Origin of the sequence: uncultured Draconibacterium sp. (assembly GCF_913063105.1) — a bacterium.
Lineage (GTDB): Bacteria > Bacteroidota > Bacteroidia > Bacteroidales > Prolixibacteraceae > Draconibacterium.
Genome location: NZ_CAJXYQ010000001.1, coordinates 370,311 through 392,463, shown reverse-complemented (window position 1 = coordinate 392,463; position 22,153 = coordinate 370,311). Strand labels below are relative to the sequence as shown.

General features: G+C 36.1%; 18 protein-coding genes and 1 pseudogene. 8 read left to right on the top strand and 11 right to left on the bottom strand.

The window, feature by feature from the left end:
- Positions 1–1,485, bottom strand: coding sequence for a polysaccharide biosynthesis C-terminal domain-containing protein (locus QZ574_RS01370; protein WP_297085981.1), 1,485 nt, complete (start codon positions 1,483–1,485; stop codon positions 1–3).
- 103 nt (positions 1,486–1,588) lie between these two features.
- Between QZ574_RS01370 and QZ574_RS01365 the strand changes: the two genes are divergently transcribed.
- Positions 1,589–2,665, top strand: a complete 1,077-nt coding sequence (locus QZ574_RS01365) for a glutaminyl-peptide cyclotransferase (protein WP_297085979.1) — start codon at positions 1,589–1,591, stop codon at positions 2,663–2,665.
- A gap of 51 nt (positions 2,666–2,716) precedes the next feature.
- Here QZ574_RS01365 and ruvB read toward each other — a convergent pair whose 3' ends face one another.
- Both ruvB and QZ574_RS01355 read right to left on the bottom strand, forming a co-directional pair.
- Complete coding sequence (gene ruvB / locus QZ574_RS01360; RefSeq protein ID WP_297085975.1) at positions 2,717–3,739, bottom strand: Holliday junction branch migration DNA helicase RuvB; 1,023 nt, start codon at positions 3,737–3,739, stop codon at positions 2,717–2,719.
- Positions 3,740–3,748: 9 nt separating this feature from the next.
- Positions 3,749–4,123 carry a response regulator gene (locus QZ574_RS01355; protein WP_297085971.1) on the bottom strand — a complete coding sequence of 125 codons (375 nt, stop codon included), beginning with the start codon at positions 4,121–4,123 and terminating at the stop codon, positions 3,749–3,751.
- Between the two features lie 438 nt (positions 4,124–4,561).
- Here QZ574_RS01355 and QZ574_RS01350 point away from each other — a divergent pair, with 438 nt between their 5' ends.
- Genes QZ574_RS01350 through mnmA form a run of 7 tightly spaced genes read left to right on the top strand, consistent with a single transcriptional unit; the run spans position 4,562 to position 13,978 of the window.
- On the top strand, positions 4,562–7,849 hold the full coding sequence (locus QZ574_RS01350) for a DUF4175 family protein (RefSeq protein ID WP_297085969.1): 3,288 nt from the start codon (positions 4,562–4,564) through the stop codon (positions 7,847–7,849).
- Positions 7,839–8,249, top strand: a complete 411-nt coding sequence (locus QZ574_RS01345) for an ATP-binding protein (protein WP_297085967.1) — start codon at positions 7,839–7,841, stop codon at positions 8,247–8,249. The genes QZ574_RS01350 and QZ574_RS01345 overlap by 11 nt, the downstream gene beginning before the upstream one ends.
- Positions 8,246–8,683 carry an rRNA maturation RNase YbeY gene (ybeY, locus tag QZ574_RS01340; protein ID WP_297085965.1) on the top strand — a complete coding sequence of 146 codons (438 nt, stop codon included), beginning with the start codon at positions 8,246–8,248 and terminating at the stop codon, positions 8,681–8,683. Before QZ574_RS01345 ends, ybeY begins: the two co-directional genes overlap by 4 nt.
- On the top strand, positions 8,680–10,560 hold the full coding sequence (mnmG, locus tag QZ574_RS01335) for a tRNA uridine-5-carboxymethylaminomethyl(34) synthesis enzyme MnmG (protein ID WP_297085963.1): 1,881 nt from the start codon (positions 8,680–8,682) through the stop codon (positions 10,558–10,560). Before ybeY ends, mnmG begins: the two co-directional genes overlap by 4 nt.
- A gap of 26 nt (positions 10,561–10,586) precedes the next feature.
- Positions 10,587–11,105, top strand: coding sequence for an adenine phosphoribosyltransferase (locus QZ574_RS01330; protein WP_297085961.1), 519 nt, complete (start codon positions 10,587–10,589; stop codon positions 11,103–11,105).
- Between the two features lie 3 nt (positions 11,106–11,108).
- Entirely contained in the window at positions 11,109–12,932 is a 1,824-nt protein-coding gene (gene uvrC / locus QZ574_RS01325; protein WP_297085958.1) for an excinuclease ABC subunit UvrC, read from the top strand.
- Positions 12,929–13,978, top strand: a complete 1,050-nt coding sequence (gene mnmA / locus QZ574_RS01320; RefSeq protein ID WP_297085957.1) for a tRNA 2-thiouridine(34) synthase MnmA — start codon at positions 12,929–12,931, stop codon at positions 13,976–13,978. The genes uvrC and mnmA overlap by 4 nt, the downstream gene beginning before the upstream one ends.
- A gap of 111 nt (positions 13,979–14,089) precedes the next feature.
- On the opposite strand, the gene rsgA is transcribed toward mnmA, so the two are convergent.
- The 8 genes and pseudogenes from rsgA to QZ574_RS01285 all read right to left on the bottom strand — a co-directional run bounded on the left by rsgA (position 14,090) and on the right by QZ574_RS01285 (position 22,133).
- Positions 14,090–15,040 carry a ribosome small subunit-dependent GTPase A gene (rsgA, locus tag QZ574_RS01315; protein WP_297085955.1) on the bottom strand — a complete coding sequence of 317 codons (951 nt, stop codon included), beginning with the start codon at positions 15,038–15,040 and terminating at the stop codon, positions 14,090–14,092.
- Positions 15,041–15,195: 155 nt separating this feature from the next.
- Positions 15,196–16,224, bottom strand: a complete 1,029-nt coding sequence (tdh, locus tag QZ574_RS01310) for an L-threonine 3-dehydrogenase (RefSeq protein WP_297085953.1) — start codon at positions 16,222–16,224, stop codon at positions 15,196–15,198.
- Positions 16,225–16,318: 94 nt separating this feature from the next.
- On the bottom strand, positions 16,319–17,467 hold the full coding sequence (locus QZ574_RS01305; protein WP_297085951.1) for an FtsX-like permease family protein: 1,149 nt from the start codon (positions 17,465–17,467) through the stop codon (positions 16,319–16,321).
- A gap of 122 nt (positions 17,468–17,589) precedes the next feature.
- On the bottom strand, positions 17,590–17,934 hold the full coding sequence (rbfA, locus tag QZ574_RS01300; protein WP_297085949.1) for a 30S ribosome-binding factor RbfA: 345 nt from the start codon (positions 17,932–17,934) through the stop codon (positions 17,590–17,592).
- A gap of 953 nt (positions 17,935–18,887) precedes the next feature.
- On the bottom strand, positions 18,888–18,986 hold the full coding sequence (locus QZ574_RS19400; RefSeq protein ID WP_363313255.1) for a hypothetical protein: 99 nt from the start codon (positions 18,984–18,986) through the stop codon (positions 18,888–18,890).
- Positions 18,967–19,509: pseudogene (locus tag QZ574_RS19395) on the bottom strand (STN and carboxypeptidase regulatory-like domain-containing protein); the annotation flags it as partial. The pseudogene QZ574_RS19395 and the gene QZ574_RS19400, both read right to left, overlap by 20 nt.
- Positions 19,509–21,077 (bottom strand): aspartyl protease family protein, encoded by a 1,569-nt coding sequence (locus QZ574_RS01290; RefSeq protein ID WP_297085946.1) that lies wholly within the window; start codon positions 21,075–21,077, stop codon positions 19,509–19,511. The gene QZ574_RS01290 and the pseudogene QZ574_RS19395, both read right to left, overlap by 1 nt.
- 12 nt (positions 21,078–21,089) lie before the next feature.
- On the bottom strand, positions 21,090–22,133 hold the full coding sequence (locus QZ574_RS01285) for a FecR domain-containing protein (protein WP_297085945.1): 1,044 nt from the start codon (positions 22,131–22,133) through the stop codon (positions 21,090–21,092).
- Positions 22,134–22,153: the final 20 nt, after the last annotated feature.

The window sequence follows — 22,153 nt, the reverse complement described above, 5'->3', positions numbered from 1 at the left end:
TTATGGTCTTTTTTTTCGTTTTATTAAAGTTCTTAATTCACTCTTTTCAAATTTAAATACCGTTAATAAAAACAAAATTACAAATACACAGTGCAGGAAGTATTTTAAAATTGGTATGTAATTTCGAGTAAAAAACGAAACACTAAAAAGAATTAAAGCTACTATAAAATAACTCACAATTCGTTTTGTATTGTAGGGTATGGGGTAATGTTTTTGCCCCAATAAATAAGAAATAACCAGCATTACCAAAAAACACACAAATACCGCAATTGCAGACCCCATATAGCCCATAAGCGGAAGAAGTAAAATATTTAACCCGAGTGTTATTGCAGCACCTGTTAGGGCCATGTAGGCGCCAAAACGTGTTTTATCGGTAAGTTTATACCACAACGAAAGGGTAAAGTACATGCCGTAAAAAAGATTAGCCATTAAAATTATCGGAACAACTTTTAAACCCTGATGATACTGACTGTCTACAATTACTTTTATGACATCAATAAACAAAGTCATTCCGAGAAAAATAAGTAAACCAAAAACTACAAAATATTTAAGTATTGCGGCATAAACTTTCGGGTCGTCTTTCGAGCCTTCACGTGCAAAGAAAAAGGGTTCAAAAGCATACCGAAAAGCCTGGATAAACATATTCATTAAAACGGCCAGTTTATAGTTTGCTCCATAAATTCCGAGCTGAAACATCGGATCCTGTTCAGCCGGCACAAGAAAAGGAATTAATACTTTATCAATGTTTTGGTTAACCATACCTGTAAGTCCTACAATTAGTATCGGAAAACCATAACTAAGCATTTGCTGCAACACTTTTTTATCAAAACTTAAACTGATTCTAAAAATTTCAGGTAGCAATAAAATCAATGTTACAAGCGAAGCTAACAAATTGGAAATAAAAACATAGCCAACGCCAATGTCAGGCGAATAAATTAAGGAGACCACCGATTCGGGATTCTGGCTTATAAGACGCGGACATAAGGAGATAAAAAACAAATTGAAACCGATATTAAAACCAATATTAACCAGCTTAATAACCGCAAATTTTACAGGCCTGTTGTTCAAACGAAGTCGCGCAAATGGTATGGCTGTAAATGCATCAATTCCTAAAATAATTGCAAACCACAAAATGTATTCAGGGTGATTGGGGTATTGAATAAGCCCGGCCAATTCACTCCGAAAGACAGCAGCCAACAATACAAACGAAAAGGTGGTAAAAAACAAGGATATCATCGATGTAGAATACACTTTTTCAGGCTGCTGGCTTTTTGAAGCAAAACGAAAATAGGAAGTTTCCATCCCATAGGTAAGCAGTACCAGTAAAAAAGCCACATAGGCATACATATTGGTTACCACGCCATACTCTTCGGGCAGAAACATAAACGAATAGTAAGGAACGAGCCACCAGTTTAAAAACCTGCCAACTATACTGCTTACACCGTAAATAGCTGTATCGCTTAATAATTTTTTAAACGGATTCAATTGTTGAAATTTTAGGCAAAGATAAAATCATTTGCTTTGATGCTTTTCGGTAAAACAATCTTTTACAATATGTTTTATCTTTGAGTGCTAAAATAACACGATAATGAAGCGAAACCTTTTTCCTGTTGTACTGATATTTTGTCTTTTGATAAGTTTTTTTTCGTGCTCGAATAAATCAAACAAACGTCCCCGTAAACCGGTAAGTACAATTACCGTTAAGCCGGGAAAAGAGAATTATACTTTTGGCGACCAGGTAACGGTAAACGTAAAAACACGTTTACGCGATGGCGAACTAAAATCAGTAAAAGTTTATTACCAAAACCAGTTATTACAAGAAAGTAAGCAAACTGAATTTACGATTGCCGATGTTGAACTTAACCACCTGGGAAATACAAGCTTTAGAGTGAATGCCGAAAAAACTGACGGCTTAAAAAATGTGCGTACCAAAGCGGTACATGTTTTATCTGATATTAGTCCGAAACAACTTACTTACCAGGTAATAAACAAATACCCGCACTTAAAAACATCGTACACTCAAGGACTGGAGTTTTACAAAGGACACCTGTACGAAGGAACCGGAGAAAATGGCCATTCAAAACTAATGAAAGTTGCCATTAATAGTGGAAAACCTCTACAAAGTTTTGATTTGGAGGACCAGTATTTTGGTGAAGGAATAAGTATCTTAAACAATAAAATTTACCAGCTAACTTACCGGGCTCAAAAAGGTTTTGTTTACGATCTGGAAACCTTGGCATTGGTGGATAGTTTCACCTATAAATCGGAGCAGGGTTGGGGTTTGACAAACGATGGTACTAACCTGATAATGAGCGATGGAACAAATGTATTAACCTGGATTAATCCAAGCGATTTTTCGGTGGTAAAAAAGCTTCAGGTTGCTAACAACCGCGGAAACATGAATGTTTTAAACGAACTGGAATATATTAACGGAATTATTTATGCCAACATTTACACCACCAATTACATTGTAAAAATAGATGTGCAAACCGGTAAAGTTTTGGAAGAAATTAACCTTGATGGTTTAATTGACATGTACCACCAATCCGGTGATCGTATAGATGTTTTAAACGGGATTGCCTACGATGCTAAAAACGACCGCATGTTTGTAACCGGAAAATTGTGGCCAATGTTGTTTGAAGTAAAGTTTATTGAAAAGAACTAGTAGTTAAACGCCAAAATAAGTTAAGTACTTATAATTTCAGTCTATCAGTTATTAAAAAAGGCTGGGGGAGTCGCCGTATTTAACCCGACCTAAATGTTTGTAAGCCAATTCTGTGGTTTCTCTGCCTCGAGGTGTGCGTTTTATAAAACCTTCTTTAATCAGAAAGGGCTCATACACTTCCTCAATAGTACCGGCATCTTCGCCAACAGCAGTTGCAATGGTTGTAATTCCAACGGGGCCACCTTTAAATTTATCTATTATAGCCGATAAAATTCGGTTATCCATTTCGTCCAAACCATATTTATCAATGTTTAAAGCTGCCAAGGCATGGCGGGTAATTTGCATATCAATGGTTCCATCTCCTTTTACCTGTGCAAAATCGCGAACACGACGTAAAAGCGAATTAACAATACGAGGAGTGCCACGGCTTCTGAAAGCTATCTCATAAGCCGCCTCGTCGCTTATCACCACATCCAGAATACCTGCCGACCTTTTTACAATTCGCGTTAAAATTTCGGCATCATAATACTCCAGGTGCGAATTTATTCCAAACCGAGCTCGTAAAGGTGAAGTTAGCAATCCGGATCGGGTAGTGGCTCCAATAAGTGTAAATGAATTGAGTTCGATTTGTACCGAACGGGCACTTGGCCCTTTATCAATCATTATATCAATGCGAAAATCCTCCATTGCTGAATACAGGTATTCTTCAACCACCGGCGATAAACGATGAATTTCATCAATAAAAAGCACATCATTCTCCTCCAGGTTGGTTAATAAACCGGCTAAATCTCCGGGTTTATCCAATACCGGACCCGAAGTAATTTTAATCCCTACACCCAATTCATTAGCAATTATATTCGACAGGGTTGTTTTTCCAAGTCCCGGCGGTCCGTGAAGCAATACATGATCCAGCGCTTCACCTCTCATTAAAGCTGCTTTTACAAATATTTCAAGGTTCTCAACAATTTGTTTTTGTCCGCTAAAATCATCAAACTGCAGGGGGCGTAATCGTTTATCCAGCTCCCGTTCTGTATCCGAATATGAGTTTCCTCTAATATCTAATCCCTCTTCCATTCGCTTTACTTATTCGGGAATAAAGATGCGTATTTTTTCAATAAGCTGGGCGGCAGTAAAGGGTTTTGATAAATATTCATTCATTCCAACTTTAAAACATTTTTCGCGGTCATTATCCAGTGTGTTGGCAGTTATAGCAATAATTGGTACCGGATTTTCTATACCATTTGCCTCTTCGTATTTACGAATAGCTTCGGTAATTTCGTAGCCATTCATTTCGGGTAGCATAATATCCATTAACACCAAATCAAAGGTTTGTTGCTTTATTTTTTCCAAAGCATCAGTTCCATTTGTTACGGCGATAACATTATAGCTGTATTTTTTTAAATTAAATACAACTACTTTTTGATTTAACAGGTTGTCTTCAACTAATAAGATGTCCAAACTTCTTTTATTATTATTTATAATTAAACAAATTTAAAAAATTAATACTATTAATTATATCCTGTTGATACTTGTTAATTTCTATTTTCAATTTTTTTTAAAGATGAAGTAAACAACTTTCTCAGTTACTTTTTAACAACTAATTACAAGGTTAATTTGTTCTGAAATAAGAAAATAACTTTTGTTTTTAACAGGTGTTAATAGCTCAGGTAAAACTACAAATTGCTTTTTTAACAAGTGAATTCGATGTGAATAAGATGCCATCAAAAAAGGCGTAAATAAACTGCAGTTTTTAAATTACCTGTTTATATGAAGAAAATTATGAAGAATACAAAAATTAGTATAAAAGATTACTTTTGTTTTTTTTACAGTTTTAAGCACAATTATTAACAACACGAGCCATAAACAATTAATTGAAATATAAGAACTTTGAAAATAATGACAGAAAATTTCAACATACTTGTTAATAAACTAAATGCATTCAGACTAAGATACAATTTATACCGCTTGTTACGAGGGTCAATAGTGGTATTGATTCTGTTAATTAGTTTATACACAGTGTTTTCGGTTGTTGAATACTATATTTATTTACCTGTACAGGTAAGAAAAATTGTATTTTTTGGTTACTTAATTTTTGCCTGTCTCTTAAGTATTCAGTTTATATTTTTACCTCTCTTTCGTTTAATACATATTTTTAAACCTATCGATCTTAAATCTTCAGGTGAATTAATACAACAGCATTTTGTAGAAATTAAAGACAAGCTTTTAAATATACTTGAGCTCTCTGATTTAAACGATAACCAGTATTCAAACGATTTATTACTGGCAAGTATTGATCAGAAAATTAGAGAATTAAAGGTTTTTAATTTTAACGAGGCGGTACAGTATAAAAATGCACGAAATATATTTATATACTTGATAATGAGTGTGTTGGTGGTTCTTTCGATACTTGCATTTAATAAGAATATATTAACTGAATCTACTGAAAGACTGGTACATTACAACCAGGAATTTGTTAAACCGGCCCCATTTACTTTTTCACTACTAAATACTTCGTTGCAGGTTAAAAAAGGAGATCCGTTTATTTTACAAATAAGCACTGAAGGAAAAGAAATTCCACAGATTGTTTATGTAAATATTGAGGGTAATAATTATCTGATGAAAACGCTGGATCCTGGAAAGTACGAGTTTGAAATGGCATCTGTTATTCATCCTGTACAATTTTATTTTACCGATTTGAATTATAAATCAGATAGTTATCACCTGCAAGTTTTGCCAAAACCCGGAATAAATTCGTTTACAGTAGAAGTTATACCACCAAAATATACATTAAATGAAAATTTAAGCCTCCAGAATATTGGAGATGTGCAGGTTCCATGTGGAACAATGGTTAAGTGGCAGTTTCAAGGTATTGATGTTGACTCGCTTAGCCTGGTATTAAACGATTCGGTTAATGTAGCAGCGATAAAAAGCGATACTGGTTTTGAACTCAGTAAAAGGTTTTATAAGTCAACAGATTATAACGTTTTTATACAAAATAAAATTACCGAACCCGAATTGGCTTTATCGTATCATATTGAGGTAATACTTGATATTTATCCGGATATAGAGGTGGTACGCCTCGAAGATTCAACACGCTTAACACGTTTCTTTTTTAAAGGCTTAATAGGCGACGATTATGGATTCTCTTCTTTAAACTTTCATTATAATGTTGATAACAGAGATACAGCAATTGCACTTCCGGTAAATAAAAATTTAAGCGATCAGGAATTTTATTATTCATTTGATTTTAATGAAATAAATAGCAAAGAACCGGTATCGTATTATTTTTCGGTTACCGATAACGATGCAGTAAACGGTTTTAAAACAACAACTTCCAACAGTTATTCCTTTATTTTTCCAGATAGGGATGAACTGTTCGCCAACGAAAAAGAGCAATTTAAAAATCTTGAACACATGCTTACTGAAAGTCAGCAACTTGCCAGAGATATTCAGAAAGATTTAAAAAATCTGCAAATAAAAAATATGGATACAAATGTATCTGAATGGGAAAAATCGCAAATGGTTAATGATATTGTTCAAAAACAAAATCAACTGGAAAAATTATACGATAAGATAAAGCAAGACAACGAAAAGCTAAATAATTACCTGAATTCTTTCAATAACAATTCAGAAGATATAATCGACAAGCAAAAGCAAATAGAACAATTGTTGGAAGAAGTATTTACAGACGAGTTACGCGAACTAATGGAAGAATTTAATAAGCTTGCTGAAGAGTTTGACAGCAAAAAGCTTAACCAGTTATCGCGTAATATGGATGTTACAATGGATGATCTTCAAAAGCAATTGGATCGAAATCTTGAAATGCTAAAGAAATTTAAGGTAGAGCAAAAGTTGCAGGAGTTGGTTGATGAAATGAATAAAATGGCCAGCGAAGAAGAAAATATGGCCAAAGAAATAGAGGAGAATAAAAATTTCGAAGAAATAAACGAAAGAGTAGGGGAGCATCAAAAAAATATTAACGAGCTCGAGAAACGTTTAAGCGAGACCCTGGAAATGAATAAGGAATTAGAAAAACCAGTAGGTTTTGATGATTTTAAAGAAGAGTTTGATGAGTTGGAAAAAAGCACAGAAGAAAGTAAAGAAAATCTGGGAAAAAAGAATCGCAAAAAGTCAGGTTCGAGTTTGCAAAAAACATCGGAGCAGATGAAAAATATGGCATTTGCCATGCAGCAAATGCTCGATATGAATAACATGCAACAGAACCAGGAGAACATTCAAAATCTCCGCCAAATTTTGAGCAATCTAATACTGTTATCGTTTAATCAGGAAGATGTTTTAAGCGGATTGGGTGGTATAAGTGCAAAAGATCCAAGGTTAAACGAACTTAATCAACAACAAAAACGAATTGCCGATCAAAGTAAAATTGTACGCGATTCGTTGTATGCACTGGCCATGCGAACCCCACAAATTACAAGTACAATCAATAACGAGCTGGTTACATTGGAAATAAATTTGACAAAAGCCGGCGATCAGTTGGAAGAGGCACTTTTTCCACAGGCCAGGAGCAGTCAACAATTTGTAATAACAGCAACCAATAACCTGGCACTTTTGCTAAACGAATCGTTAGAGCAATTAGAAAAACAGCAGGCCAACGCCAAACCAGGCGATCAGCAATGCGAAAATCCAGGACAAGGCGGCAACGGGATGAATAATCTTAAGGAGTCATCAGAAAGTATAAAACAACAGTTGCAAAAGATGATTGAGCAAATGAAAAATGGGAATTCGCAAGGCTTAAGCAAACAAATGGGGCAGAGTTTAATGCAGCACGAAATGATGCAACAAATGCTGCGGGAACTGATGAATAATGGCACTGTTGGCAGCGAAGCAAAAGAAACATTCAAAAAAATTGATGATTTGTTGGAGCAAAACAGAAAAGAAATTATGAATCGTTCAATAAATGCCCAAACTATTGCCCGTCAAAACCTCATTACAACTCGTTTACTTGAAGCCGAAAAGGCTGAAATGGAAAGAGAGTTTGAAGATAAAAGAGAATCGGAAAGTGCCGAGGATTTCTACAGTAACCCTGTGAAATTTTTTGAGTATAAAGAAAAGGAAAACTTTTCAATTGAATACTTGAATAAGAATTCGCATTCTTTAACAAATTTCTATAACAAGAAATACAAGAAATATATAAATAAAATACAAAATCAGAGTGAATTGTAATCCGCCTAACATATTAATAATAAGGTCGGTAAAAACTGAAATATATAAGGTCGAAAAATTCATTAAAGATATTTTCTCTTATCATAACTTTACCGATAAATGTTTTAATACTGTTTTCCTTTGTATCTCCGAAGCAACCACAAATTCAATCGTGCATGGTAATAAGGAAGATCATAAAAAAAAGGTTGAATTAAATGTAGATTGCAAACGAAACTTAATAAAAGTATGCATTACTGATGAAGGTGATGGTTTTGATACGGACAGTATTCCTGATCCTACAGAACAAAAAAATCTTTTGAAAGAAACCGGTCGTGGTATTCATATTATAAAAACCATCGCACAAAATGTTTGTTATAACGATAAAGGTAACAGTATTAGTTTCGAAATCTTCTGTAAATGAAATCAATAACTTTTTATTTTGAGGATATTAAACCTTTAGATTTGAAAGAAAAATCAATATTAAAAGGTTTGAAATTAATTATTGAGGATAAAAATTGTGAAGCAGGTGAAATAAGTGTGATTTTTTGTTCTGACGACTATTTACTTGAAATGAATAAGACCTATCTTAATCATGATTATTACACTGATATCATCACTTTTGATTATGTAGATAAAAATGTAATTTCGGGCGATTTATTTATAAGTACAGACAGGGTAAAGGAAAATGCTGAAGGAATTGGTTCAACTTTTACCAAGGAATTGTATCGTGTTGTTTTTCATGGTGTTTTACACCTTGTTGGATACAAAGATAAAACGGATGAAGAACAAAAGGAAATGACAAAAATGGAAGATTATTACCTGTCGAAAATAGATTTTAATGGTGTAGAGGTATGATGGAAAAATACGATGTTATAGTTGTTGGGGGAGGACACGCCGGATGCGAAGCAGCTACAGCTGCCGCTAATTTAGGATCGAAAACCTTGCTAATTACGATGGATATGACCAAATATGGTCAGATGTCATGTAATCCTGCCATGGGAGGTATTGCAAAGGGGCAGATTGTACGCGAAATTGATGCCTTAGGTGGCTTTTCCGGTATTATCGCTGATAAAACGACCATACAGTTCCGAATGCTTAATAAATCGAAAGGACCGGCAATGTGGAGTCCTCGTGCACAAAATGATCGGTTTCGTTTTGTTGAAGAATGGAGAAATATACTTGAAAATACTTCCAATCTCGATTTGTGGCAAGATGCTGTAGTACAGTTAATTATTGAAAAGGATAAAGTAACAGGTGTTAAAACAAAGATAGGAATTAGCTTTAGCTCGAAAACGGTAATTTTAACAAATGGGACCTTTTTAAACGGTTTAATGCATATTGGGCAAGAGAAACTAAAAGGTGGCCGTATAGGTGAAGCTGCTTCTTATAATATTTCAGAACAATTGCTGGAAGCTGGTTTTAAAACCGGTAGAATGAAAACGGGCACCCCTGTTAGAATAGACGGTAGAACGATTAATTTCGAAAAATTAACGGAGCAAAAAGGTGAAGAAGGGCATTACAAATTCTCTTATTTAACAGGAACTAAAAGCACCTTAAAACAACGATCATGTTGGATTACTCACACTAGTATGGATGTACATGATGAATTGTCAAAAGGGTTTGAAGATTCGCCAATGTTTGATGGTACCATTCAAAGCACCGGACCCAGGTATTGCCCGAGTATAGAATCAAAACTTGTCACCTTTGCTGAAAAAGAAAAACATCAGTTATTTTTAGAGCCGGAAGGTGAGAATACTATTGAATACTATTTGAATGGTTTTTCATCGTCTTTGCCGTGGCAGGTACAACTAACAGCACTGCACAAAATAGAAGGATTAGAAAATGCCAAAATTTTCCGGCCGGGTTATGCCATTGAGTACGATTATTTCGATCCTACCCAACTTAACCATACCCTGGAAACTAAAATACTTAAAAACCTTTATTTTGCTGGCCAAATAAACGGAACCACCGGTTATGAAGAAGCAGGAGCACAGGGTATTATGGCCGGAATTAATGCCCATTTAAATTGTGCAGGTAATAACGAGCCTTTTATTTTAAAACGTAACGAGGCTTATATTGGTGTTTTAATTGATGATTTGGTTACGAAAGGCGTAGATGAACCATATAGGATGTTTACGAGCCGGGCTGAATTTAGAATTCTGCTGCGTCAGGATAATGCTGATATTCGTTTAACTGAAAAAGCGTATAAATTAGGTCTTGCTACTCTGGATCGTTTAAATTTATTACAACAAAAAACTGCATTAATTAAGCAAATTATCGATTTCACAAAAGATTTTTCGGTTAAGCCAAGGTTTGTAAATCAGTTACTTACGCAAAAAGGAACCAGCGAATTGAAACAAGGCGTAAAATTATTCGACCTTGTTTTACGTCCTCAGATTTCAATATTTGATTTAATTGAAGTCATTACCCCGTTTCAACGATTTCTGGAGTGTATACCCGAGGAACGAAAGATTGAAATTATTGAAGGTGCTGAAATATCTATAAAATATGAAGGTTATATAAACCGCGAAAAGTTGTTTGCAGAAAAACTCAACAAATTTGAAGATATTAATATCGAAAATAAATTTAATTATAGTGAATTAAAATCAATATCAACAGAAGCCCGCCAAAAGTTGGAAAAAATAAATCCAAAAACTATTGGTCAGGCTAAACGCATTTCGGGGGTTTCTCCAGCCGATATAAATGTACTTCTGGTTTTATTGGGGCGTTAATGTTTCACGTGGAACAAATTAGTAAAATGGATTTAAAAAAAGAAATAAGAGAAATTCCTGATTATCCAAAAAAAGGAATAAGTTTTAAAGATGTAACAACCTTGTTTAAGAATAAAAATGCAATGCGGTATGTTACGGATGTAATTAGTGATAATTTTAAAACAAAAGGAATTACAAAAGTTGTTGGGCTCGAGGCACGGGGTTTTGTTTTTGGCGGAGCAATAGCCAATAGATTAGATGCCGGTTTTGTTCCGGTGCGTAAAAAAGGAAAGCTTCCGGGTGATGTTGTAAACGAATCATATGAGCTGGAGTATGGTGTTGATAGTGTTGAAATGCATGCCGATGCCCTTGACGGTAGTGATGTGGTTTTAATACATGATGACTTGTTGGCTACAGGGGGAACTGCCGTTGCAGCGCTGAATTTGGTCAAAAAATGTGGTGTGAAAAATGTGTATTTTAGTTTTATTTGCGACCTAGAATTTATCGAAACGCCCAATAAAATTTTATTAAAAGAATACGAAACCCAGGTATTGGTAAAATATTAGTACTTGAAATATAAAACGGTAAATAAAAATATTGATTATTTAAAATCGCTTATATCGGTTTTGCCGAATAGGCCTGGTATTTACCAGTATCTCGATCAGTCGAATACTATAATTTATATCGGTAAAGCAAAGGACCTGCGAAAGCGGGTTTCTTCGTATTTTACAAAAAATCATGAGCACCGAAAAACAGCACTGCTGGTGAGAAATATTACCGATATAAAACATATGGTGGTTCAGAGCGAACAAGATGCGCTGCTTCTGGAAAATAACTTGATTAAAAAGTATCAGCCACGCTACAATATTCGGCTGAAAGACGATAAAAGTTATCCTTGGATATGTATAAAAAACGAGGCATTCCCACGCGTTTTCAAAACAAGGAATCTTGTTCGCGACGGATCTAGGTATTTTGGTCCGTACACTTCAATTTATACGGTTAGAACCTTGCTCGAACTGTTTAAATCGGAGTATAAATTGCGTACCTGTAATTATAATTTATCGAAAGAAAATATCGAATCAGGAAAATATAAGGTTTGTTTAGAGTATCATATAGGTAATTGCAAGGGGCCGTGCGAAGGGCATATTTCTGAACAAGAATACCAGAAGGGGATAGAAGATATTACTGACATTTTAAAAGGAAATATATCAGGTGTAATTAAGCACCTGGAAGATATGATGGCAGAAATGTCGGCTAATCTGAATTTTGAGGAAGCTATGCTGCTCAAAGAAAAATATGATTCGCTAAAACGCTATCAAAGCCGATCTACAGTGGTGTCGCCGGTTATAACCGATGTGGATGTTTATTCTATTGAAGAGGATGAAAAATTTGCATTTATTAATTACCTGAAAATCATTAAAGGAGCTATTATTCAAACTTTTACATTGGAAATTAAGAAAGGTTTAGATGAAACAACTGAAGAATTATTGTTGGCAGGTATTATTGAAATCAGGCAAAAGATATTTAGTAATGCCCGTGAGATTTTGGTTCCGTTTAAGCTCGACAATGTAATAGAAAATGTAGTGTTCCGGGTACCAAAAAGAGGTGATAAAAAGGAATTACTGGATTTATCAAAACGAAATGCCAAGTATTTTCGACTTGAAAAAGATAAGCAGGCCGTGCTTAAAAATCCTAATATTCGAACTGATCGGATATTAAATACCATTAAAAAAGATTTACAGTTAAAAGAATTGCCTGAGCGTATTGAGTGTTTTGATAATAGTAATTTGCAGGGAACTAACCCTGTGGCTGCGTGTGTAGTTTTTAAAAATGCAAAACCTGCAAAAAAAGAATACCGGCATTTTAATATTAAAACTGTTGAAGGACCAAATGATTTTGCTTCGATGGAGGAAGTTGTTTTCCGACGTTACAAGCGATTAACGGAAGAAAATAAACCCTTACCACACCTGATAGTGGTTGATGGTGGTAAAGGTCAGTTATCAGCCACCATGAAAGCCATTGATAAACTTAATTTACGTGGTAAAATATCGGTTATTGGCATTGCAAAAAGGTTGGAAGAAATCTACTTTCCGGGTGATTCGGTGCCCATTTACATCAATAAAAATTCGGAAACTTTAAAAGTTATTCAACATTTAAGAGACGAGGCGCATCGCTTCGGTATAACTTTTCATCGCGATAAACGATCGAAAGCTTTCATTTCATCAGAGTTAAACAGTATTGATGGAGTAGGGGAGAAGACAACAGAAAAATTATTAAAGGATTTTAAATCGGTTAAGCAGGTAAAACAGCAAAAGTTAGAGGCACTTGAAAGCTCTATTGGAAAAGCAAAAGCCCGGAACGTTTTCGATTATTTTCAAAAAAGCCAAAAATGAATAAGCGAGTCTTGTTGGGTATGAGCGGTGGCATTGATAGTTCTGTTGCAGCAATGTTATTACAGGAGCAGGGTTATACCATAATTGGGATTACATTTATCTTTAGTGGTACCGATACGGATAATCACCATTTTTTAAATGATGCGCGAACGCTTGCAAAGCACCTTAACATTGAACATTTAACTATTGATTTAAGAGCAGAATTTGAAGAAATTGTTGTTCGGTATTTTATAAACGAGTATACCAGGGGAAATACACCTTTTCCGTGTGCCTATTGTAACCCTGTTTTAAAATTCCACTATTTAAATAAGTATGCAGTTGAGTATAAATGTAACTACATTGCAACCGGACATTACGTTCGAACTGGCTACTTCAACAAAAAAAAATATTTATACCAGGGGTCGGATCCGGATAAAGATCAGGCATTTTTTCTTTGGGGTTTAAAACGTGAAATTGTTGATAAACTTATTTTTCCTCTTGGCGAATTTAAAAAAACGCAAATCAGAACTATTGCAAAGGAAAAAAGCTTTTATGCTTTATCAGAAAAAAAGGATAGTCTTGGAATCTGTTTTATTGAAGGAAATGACTATCGAACATTTTTAGAAAAAAGAGGAGTAAAGTCAAAACCAGGAAATTTTGTCGACCCCGAAGGTAAGGTTTTGGGTAAACATCAGGGAATTTTTAACTACACCATTGGTCAACGGCGCGGTTTGGGTTTAAATTACAATTTTCCGCTTTTTGTGGCAGAAATTCGTCTAGATGACAATGAAATTGTGTTGGCAAAATACGAAGAATTATACCGAACAAAAATACTGATTGAAAACTATTATATAATTGATAAAGAGATAGTTAAACAAGGTGTCACCTTGCATGTAAAAGTACGTTATCGATTGCAGTTAACCGCCTGTAAATTGAATATTTTAAGCGATACTGAGGCTGAGGTCGAATTATTGGAGCCAGAAGCGATGATAGCACCAGGGCAAACAGCTGTTTTGTTCCACGACGAACGTTTAATAGGTGGTGGGTTTATAAAATCATCGAAATAGATATGAACTATTAAAAAGTAAAAATGTTAGATAGTATCAATTATAGACAATATCTAAAAAAATAGTAAAAATATAGAATTTGTAAATAATAGATTAAATCAATAAAAAAATTTAGAATGCGGGCCTGTGTTTATCATCCGGTTCCAATAAACCCAGATAGCTTCTGAAACGCGATGGTGCAATTCTATATTCTTCCACTGCCTTTTTTACTGCGCAGCCGGGTTCATGCGTATGCGAGCAATTATTATATTGGCAAAGCTCTGAAATTTTAAAAATTTCGATAAAATAGTGCGATATCTCCCAGGGTTCCATTTCCAAAACACCAAATGCCTTTATTCCGGGGGTATCAATGATGTAACCACCAAAATTCAGTTTAAACAGCTCGGAATAAGTGGTGGTGTGTTTACCTGTTTTGTGTGAATCAGAAATTTCTTTGGTTTTTAAATTCAGGCCAGGTTGTATTAGGTTAATCAGTGTGGATTTACCTACCCCGCTATGGCCGTTTATTACATTTGTTTTGCCTTTTAAAGCCGCTTTAAACTCATCAATACCCGCACCACTTGTAGCTGATGTTTTAAGGCATCTATAGCCAATATTGCCGTAGATTTGCATGAGTAAGTCCATTTCTTCCGTTTCATCCTCGTTATAACGGTCGGTTTTATTAAAAACAATAAGAACCGGAATACGATACGCCTCGGCTGAAGCCAGGTAACGGTCGATAAATGTAGTAGTGGTAACGGGGTACTGCATAGTTACCACTAGAATAGCCTGATCGATATTAGCCGCAATTATATGAGCTTGTTTTGAAAGGTTGATGGAACGGCGAATGATGTAATTTTTTCGTTCGTGTATTTTTGTTATTAGTCCTATTTGCGCGTCATTTTCGTTGGCAGAGACGTTCTGCAGCTTAAATTCAACACGATCTCCCACGGTAACAGGATTTGTATTCTTAATGCCCTTAATGCGAAATTTACCCTTTATTTTACATTCATAGGTATTCCCTTTTTCATCTTCAACGGTATACCAGCTACCGGTAGATTTTATAACTAAGCCTTCTTTCAATCTATATAATTTTTTGCAAAGGTAGTTTTTCTACTGTTTTTCAGGAAATTTACAGACTCACGAGTCATTTTTTCACGTGGAACAACACGAATAATTTAAAAAGCTACTGTTGTAATAGATATCAACAGTAGCTCTTTAAATAAAAACGATCTGGATTATTCCCAGTCCAGGATAATTTTTCCGCAGTTACCGGCTTCCATTATTTCAAATGCTTTTTGATAGTCGTCGGCTTTAAAACGGTGGGTAATTATTGGCGAAATATCAAGTCCTGTGGTCAGCATCATTTCCATGTGGTACCAGGTTTCGTACATTTCGCGGCCATAAATTCCTTTTAGCGTAAGGCCTTTAAAAATAAGTTTGCTCCAATTAATTTGGGTACTCTGTGGTAAAAGCCCCAGTAAACTTATTTTTCCACCGTTATACATGTGGTTAACCATGTCGTTAAAGGCCACGGGCGAACCTGAGCATTCCAATCCAATATCAAAACCACTTACCATATGATGCACTTGCATGGCCTCTTTTATGCTTTCTTTTGTAGGATCGATTACACGTGTTGCACCCATTTTTCGGGCTAAATCGCGCCGGTATTTGCTTAGGTCGGTGCCAATAATGTTGCGTGCGCCTGCAAATTTGCAGATTGCAGCGGCCATTGCTCCAATCGGTCCGCCAATGCCGGTAATCAATACATCTTCGCCTAAAAGAGGAAAAGATAAGGCAGTATGAGTTGCATTACCCAGTGGATCCATTATGGCCATCATTTCATCTGAAATGCGTTCATCAACGTGTAACACATTTTTTGCCGGAACAGAAATATATTCGGCAAAACCTCCGTTTCGGTTTACTCCAATGCCAATAGTATTGTCGCAAATGTGTTGCCGCCCACGCCTGCAGTTTCGGCAAAACCCGCACGAGATATGACCTTCAACAGTAACGCGTTCGCCAACTTTTACACGGTCAACTTCCGAGCCAACTTCAACAACCGTTCCCATGTATTCGTGGCCGATAGTAACCGGTGTTTTTATAGTTTGCTGCGCCCATTCGTCCCATTTGTAAATATGCAAATCGGTGCCACAAACTGCCGATTTTTTTACTTTAAGCAAAATATCGTTTGGTCCAACTTTGGGCATTGGCACATCTTCCATCCAAATGCCTTTTTCTGGTTTACTTTTTACAATTGCTTTCATTCAAAATTAGTTTGCAAGTTGTTTTCGAGTGCAAGTTAAAATAAAATGAGGGGCAAAAATCTAATGAAAATCAGTTTTTAAACAAGCGGTAGAATTAGTTGATATTTGCTGTTGAAAGCTGTTTTTGCGACATAAATTTAACCGGGTACCACGAGGCTAAAAAGCCAATAATAAAAACGGCAAAAAACGCCAGAACAATGTCGGAAAAAATAATGTGAACCGGGTACGCCGAGATAACAAACGAACCGCCTGCTCCCGGAAGTTTTACCAATTCAAAGGTAATTTGTAACCAGCATACCAACACGCCCAAAAGCGTACCGATTAGTCCGCCGGTAAGCGATATTAACCAGCCTTCGTATAGAAAAATACGATTGATTTGCTGAACGGGCAATCCCATACTTTTTAAAATCGATATGTCTTCTTTTTTATCAATGTAAAGCATGGTAAGGTTTCCAATCATGTTTCCGGAGGCCAGCAATAAAATAAAAACCAGGATAAAATAAACAGCCCATTTTTCTGATTTCATTGTTTTAAAAACCAAATCGTGCTGTTGTTGTTTGTTTTTCACGTGGAACCCTTTTCCGAGCAGTTCTTGAACTTTTCTCTGAATACTTTTAACATCAGCCTCAGGGCTTAATGCCAGTTCTATTGCTGAAATTGAATTTTTACTTTCAAAAATTTCAGCGGCAAATTGTTTGGATACCAAAATGTACTTCGCATCTACATCTTCGAGCACTGCAAAAACCGCTGATGGATAAAGGTAATTGTGGTTAAATGAGCGGGACGGATTTAACGAAACTTGTTTTCCTTTTTTGGGCACGTACACATGCAATGGGTCGAGAAAAGAAATACCTACACCCAGATTATTGGCTACTCCCCTGCCTACCACAGCATAGTTAATTCCATCTTTTTCCAGGTAATAATCGCCTTCAATCAGTAATTTATCAATATTAGTATAGCTGGTATAATTGTCGGGTACACCTTTAATGGTAGCCGGGTATTGCCTTTTACCGTAACGCAACATGGCAATTTCTTCAATAACACCGGCATACGAAATTACCCCCGGAATTGATTTAAGCTGTTCGGTATCAATAGTATTTGGGTCGAACATTTTGCCTTCAACCGAAGTAATTTTTATATCCGGATCAAAATCACTGTAAAACATACCTATCAAATCGGTAAACCCGTTTAATACCGAAACGATAATAATAATTGCCATGGTGCCTACCACGATTCCAGCCATAGAAATCCACGATATTATGTTAATAATATTTTGTTTTTTTTTCGAAAACAGGTATCGTTTTGCTATGAAAAATGGTAAGTTCAAACCTTGGTATTTTGTTTGAAAACGTAAAATTCGGAAAACTATTTTTTCAGCAGCTTATCTATATTGTCGATATAATCAAGGCTATCATCAATATAAAAATCGAGTTCAGGAATAACACGCAGGCTTTTTCCGGTTTTCCGGCCAAGTTCGCCACGTAATTGCTTGCTTGAAAGTTTTATTTCCTGCAAAATTTCGGCTGCAAATTCCGAAGGGAAAATACTCAGATGAATGCGTGCGATTCCAAGATCTTTTGTAATCCGTACATTTGTTACACTAATGAGTTTGCCCGCGAAGCGTTCTTTATTCACTTTTAAAAGAATATCAGCCATTTCACGCTGAATGAGCCTTGCTATTTTATTCTGTCTTGTGCTGTATTGTTCCATTATTGCTTGTTATTGGCTTCAAAATTACTAAAAACCTTGAAACAGAACCACAAATCAGTTAAACAGCGACATTTTAAATGCGTTTCGCAAACTTTCGTCGGGTTTTATAATGTTGTAATTTTCCCAGAATTTTTCGTCGTACTCGCCCAAAACCTCCACAAAAATGTCGTCACGGTTAAAGCGTTCGTCTTTGTTAAATCGTTTTAATTCAGTTGGCCGAATATTTGTAATTAGTAAATCCGACACACTATGAAATTCAGAATTAATCCGATCTCGCTTACTGCGCACTTTAAATTTAACTGATGCTTTTGCCGATGCCAGGTGCCATTTGCCCTGATATTGTTGATAGTTTATTTCATAATGAACATATGATGGTTTGGCTTTTACTTTTCGAGGTTTCTTCTTTATCATAATTTCCTCGGCTTCTTTTAGTCCAATTTTGCTGATGCGATATTTTGCATGAACCAATGCAAATGTTTCGCGATGTACATACATTTCGCCCTCAAAAGGAGGATAAAATCCACCGGTTTCCGGATGAAATTTTACCACATAAACCGGATGATTGTTAAATCGGATTACATCGGTAATTTGGTAGGAATAGTAGCCTTCGTACATGGCATTCAGAAAGGTTTCGTTGGTTTTTACCGCATCCAGTTCGGTGATGGTGAACGGGCCTCCCATTAATTTAAAATTCAGCCATTTAAATGGTTGAACATCACTACTTTTTCTACCTTTAATCAGGCGCACTAAATCGCCGCGGGTGGTTTTAATATATGGGGCTTTTAATATCTCGGTTACTGCTTCCGAAACACTTATATAATTTTTATCTTGTTTAACAGTTTCCCGATAAAAAGCTGTCATTAATTTGGTATGCGGGGTATAGTTTTTTTCGTAATTGGCGCGCATTTGTCGCAACAGGTTACCAGGCGTGGTTGAGGTAACTTTAATTTCTTTTATTCGTATGGAAACAGGTTCAAGTATAAACAAATCTTCATCGAGCAACTGAGATGCGGGCAGCAATTTTTGCCGGTAACCCATGCACGAAATAACAACAGTATCCTGAATGAGAGAGGGGTGAATTTTTAACAGAAACTCGCCATCGCTATTGCTTATGGTGCCAATGGGTTTATCGAGCATTGAAACGGAAGCAAAAGGAATGGCTCGTCCTTTACGGTTTTCGATTAGCCTTCCTGAAAGGAAAAAATATTTAACAGGAATGGTATCAACTACCGGAACCAAGTTCTTTTTTGGTGTCTTTCGGGTAATAATTATCTGGTTTTGTAATTCGTTAAACTCATAATGTGTTGTGTCGAGCAGGTTGTTGAGCACATTATACAGTGATTTGTCTTCAACCGAAAGGCTTACCTTTTTATTGGTATCAATTATTGTAGCATCGTACGAGAAAAAGACATTGGCTTGCCAGCTTATTTGTTCTAAAATAAAATCGAGCGACTGGTTGTTTTGGTAAAGGCTGATGCGTCGCTCGAAAATAGAGCCATCCTGTTGCTGGCCTTTCAAATTAAAGGAAAGCAACAGGATGGTAAATACTATGGCAGGCCGTAGGTATGATTTCATTAAAACATCTTTTTTAACTCAAAAGAAGTTTTAAATTCCTCTCCGTTTCGCAGCACTTTTAGTTTAATTTTTTTGTTTTCCTTGCTTTGAAGCAACAGGTTAATATCGTTTAACTCGAGCGTGCGATGACTACTGCTGTTAATCGACAAAATCTGATCGTTTTTTTGCAGACCGGCCAGGTGAGCCGGCGAGTTCTCGCGAATATCGGCAATGGTAAAAATTGGCAATCCAGGCATTGGGTTGGTCACCTCCATTCCGCTCATGTTGTAATTAAAGTCTTCTTTTATTTTATGGTTGGGTCGCAAAGTTAGCCGGCTGTTACGGTAATCAACAGTAACATAAAAGCGGCGTAAAATTTCGGCGCCTATTGTTCCGTTCCGGTCGTTTTGCGAGATTAAACTATCAATCAGATCGGAGTTGGGAAATGCTACAATTGGTTTGGTTAACAACAAGGGACCTACCCAAATGGCATCAATGCGGCCTTTTGTTCCGTAGAGGTCGCCACTTAATCCACGGCCTAAAAATGTTTCAACGTGTTTTGATGGTAAACCAATACGTTCGTCTGAACTTTCTGATAGCCAGAGAGCATCGCTGGCACCGGTGTCAACCAACAATTTTACCGGAACTTCTTTCATATCGTCGGTAACAATTGTAGTACGAACAAAAGGTTTATTGCCATCAAAATGCAGAGGCATGATAATGTCTTTCTTCCTGTCGCGATATTTATAATATTCTGGTTTAATAAGCGTCAATTTCTCGTTCAGGTAGTCAACTTTAACCACATAATCTTTAAACAGGTTAAAGCCAATTAAACCATGTACAGGAATCCCCAACATGTGTGAAATCTGGAAGTTTTCGTCGATTATCATCTGAACCTCCTGGTTTCGGGCGGTTAAGCCGTCAATTTGCATCATGTTATTACCCGAGCGATAAGCGGTAAGCGATTCGCCATCACCAAGACCCTTTACTTCAATCGGCATCATGTAGTTCAAATTCAATTTATTAATAAAGGGCAACTCTGTAATTATCGGGAACCTTACGCCTGTGTCAAGAATAAAATTCAGCGTATCAGAATTATTGATGGTAACCGGGATAATGATAAGGTTACTGGCCGATTTAAATTTAATGGTTATGTTTTTATCGCGGGGATCATCAAAGAGAAAACCACGATTATTGGATGCAAATTGTTGGGTGGTGTTTTCAAACTCCATACTTTTATCAATAGGCACATAATCGCGCACTACCAACAGGTTGTCTTCAATTTCAAACAGCAAATAAAAATCTTTCATCAATTTATCCAGCACATATTTAATGGGTTTATTAGATATGTTTAAACTGATTTTTTTGTCTTCAACAATGGCTGCGTTGTACGAGTAATCAAGGTTGAGGTACTTACAGATTTTTTCAATTACATCTGAAAGAGGTTCATCTTCAGCATATATACTGATGTTTTGATCGAGCGCCTGGCTCTTTTTATCCTGGGCAAAACTGGTGTTAGGTAGCACTAACAATGCCAGCAATGCCATTAGAACGATAACTTTTAATTTATTCCAATTTATTGGTTTCATGACTTTAAAGCTTTACTGATTGTTTGTACGGCTCGTTAAGGTATAATGTTTGCCTTCAACCGATAACTCAAGGTCAAATGTGAGCCGAATAACATTTAACACAAAATCAATCGGTTTCTGATCGAAATGACCTTCATACAAGAGGTCGTTTAGTTCTGGTTCCATCAAATTAATTTCAATGTGGTAAGCTTTTTCAAGGCATTCAACCACTTCATGTAACGGAACGGTGTTAAAAATAAGGTCGTGTGTTTTCCAGGCCAGAAAATTAGGATTGCTGTTTACTGTTTTCGTTAAATCATTGTTTGAAATAAGCAGCGTGCCCTTTTCTCCGGGTGTTAAAAACACTTCTTCTTTTGGTTTATCAGCATTAGTTGTTTTGCTAACAACCTGAACTTTACCTGTTTGTACAACTACCTCAACGGTTTCTGCCCCAGGGTATGCACTAACGTTAAAAGAGGTACCTAAAACTTTAACTTGTGCATTTCCGGCATTTATAACGAAAGGTTGATCAGGATTGCGCTGAACATCAAAAAATGCTTCACCAATAATGGTAACTTCGCGGGTGTTGCCTGTAAACTTTTTCGGAAACAGCAGTTTCGAATTGGTGTTTAAAGTAACCAGCGAACCATCGGGTAAAACATATTCGTTCAACACCTGATTTTCGGCCGAAATAACCTCGCCATAAATTGCCTTGTCCGGATTTCGGAAACCAAGGTAATATGCAACTGAACCCAATAAAAGTGCGACTACAACTATTGCAGCATATTTGTAAAACTGTGCAATAACCTCCTTTCGTGTTTTTTGTTGCTGAATAGGTCGAACTTTTTCAGGGGAAATTTGCGTACGTACTGCTTTCCAGGCTTGGTTTTCATCGAATTTTTTTGCCTGGTAAAAGGAATCTACTTTTTCGAGCATGGCTTTGTAATGCTCCAATTCTTCCCGGTTTTTATCGGATTGACTTAACCAGGTCTCCACCTCTTCTTTTTCTTGTAAACTGTTTTCGCCATTTAAATATTTGGCAAGCAGTTCACAATCAAAATTTCCTATGTTCTCCATTTTTTCCATCTCGTTTTAAT

Bases quoted from the DNA above. Each gene is read 5' to 3' on its own strand.
- QZ574_RS01365 (WP_297085979.1), top strand. From the start codon at position 1,589: ATGAAGCGAAACCTTTTTCCTGTTGTACTGATATTTTGTCTTTTGATA.
- ruvB (WP_297085975.1), bottom strand. From the start codon at position 3,739: ATGGAAGAGGGATTAGATATTAGAGGAAACTCATATTCGGATACAGAA.
- QZ574_RS01350 (WP_297085969.1), top strand. From the start codon at position 4,562: ATGACAGAAAATTTCAACATACTTGTTAATAAACTAAATGCATTCAGA.
- ybeY (WP_297085965.1), top strand. From the start codon at position 8,246: ATGAAATCAATAACTTTTTATTTTGAGGATATTAAACCTTTAGATTTG.
- mnmG (WP_297085963.1), top strand. From the start codon at position 8,680: ATGATGGAAAAATACGATGTTATAGTTGTTGGGGGAGGACACGCCGGA.
- QZ574_RS01330 (WP_297085961.1), top strand. From the start codon at position 10,587: ATGGATTTAAAAAAAGAAATAAGAGAAATTCCTGATTATCCAAAAAAA.
- mnmA (WP_297085957.1), top strand. From the start codon at position 12,929: ATGAATAAGCGAGTCTTGTTGGGTATGAGCGGTGGCATTGATAGTTCT.
- tdh (WP_297085953.1), bottom strand. From the start codon at position 16,224: ATGAAAGCAATTGTAAAAAGTAAACCAGAAAAAGGCATTTGGATGGAA.
- QZ574_RS01305 (WP_297085951.1), bottom strand. From the start codon at position 17,467: ATGGCTGGAATCGTGGTAGGCACCATGGCAATTATTATTATCGTTTCG.
- rbfA (WP_297085949.1), bottom strand. From the start codon at position 17,934: ATGGAACAATACAGCACAAGACAGAATAAAATAGCAAGGCTCATTCAG.
- QZ574_RS01290 (WP_297085946.1), bottom strand. From the start codon at position 21,077: ATGAAACCAATAAATTGGAATAAATTAAAAGTTATCGTTCTAATGGCA.
- QZ574_RS01285 (WP_297085945.1), bottom strand. From the start codon at position 22,133: ATGGAGAACATAGGAAATTTTGATTGTGAACTGCTTGCCAAATATTTA.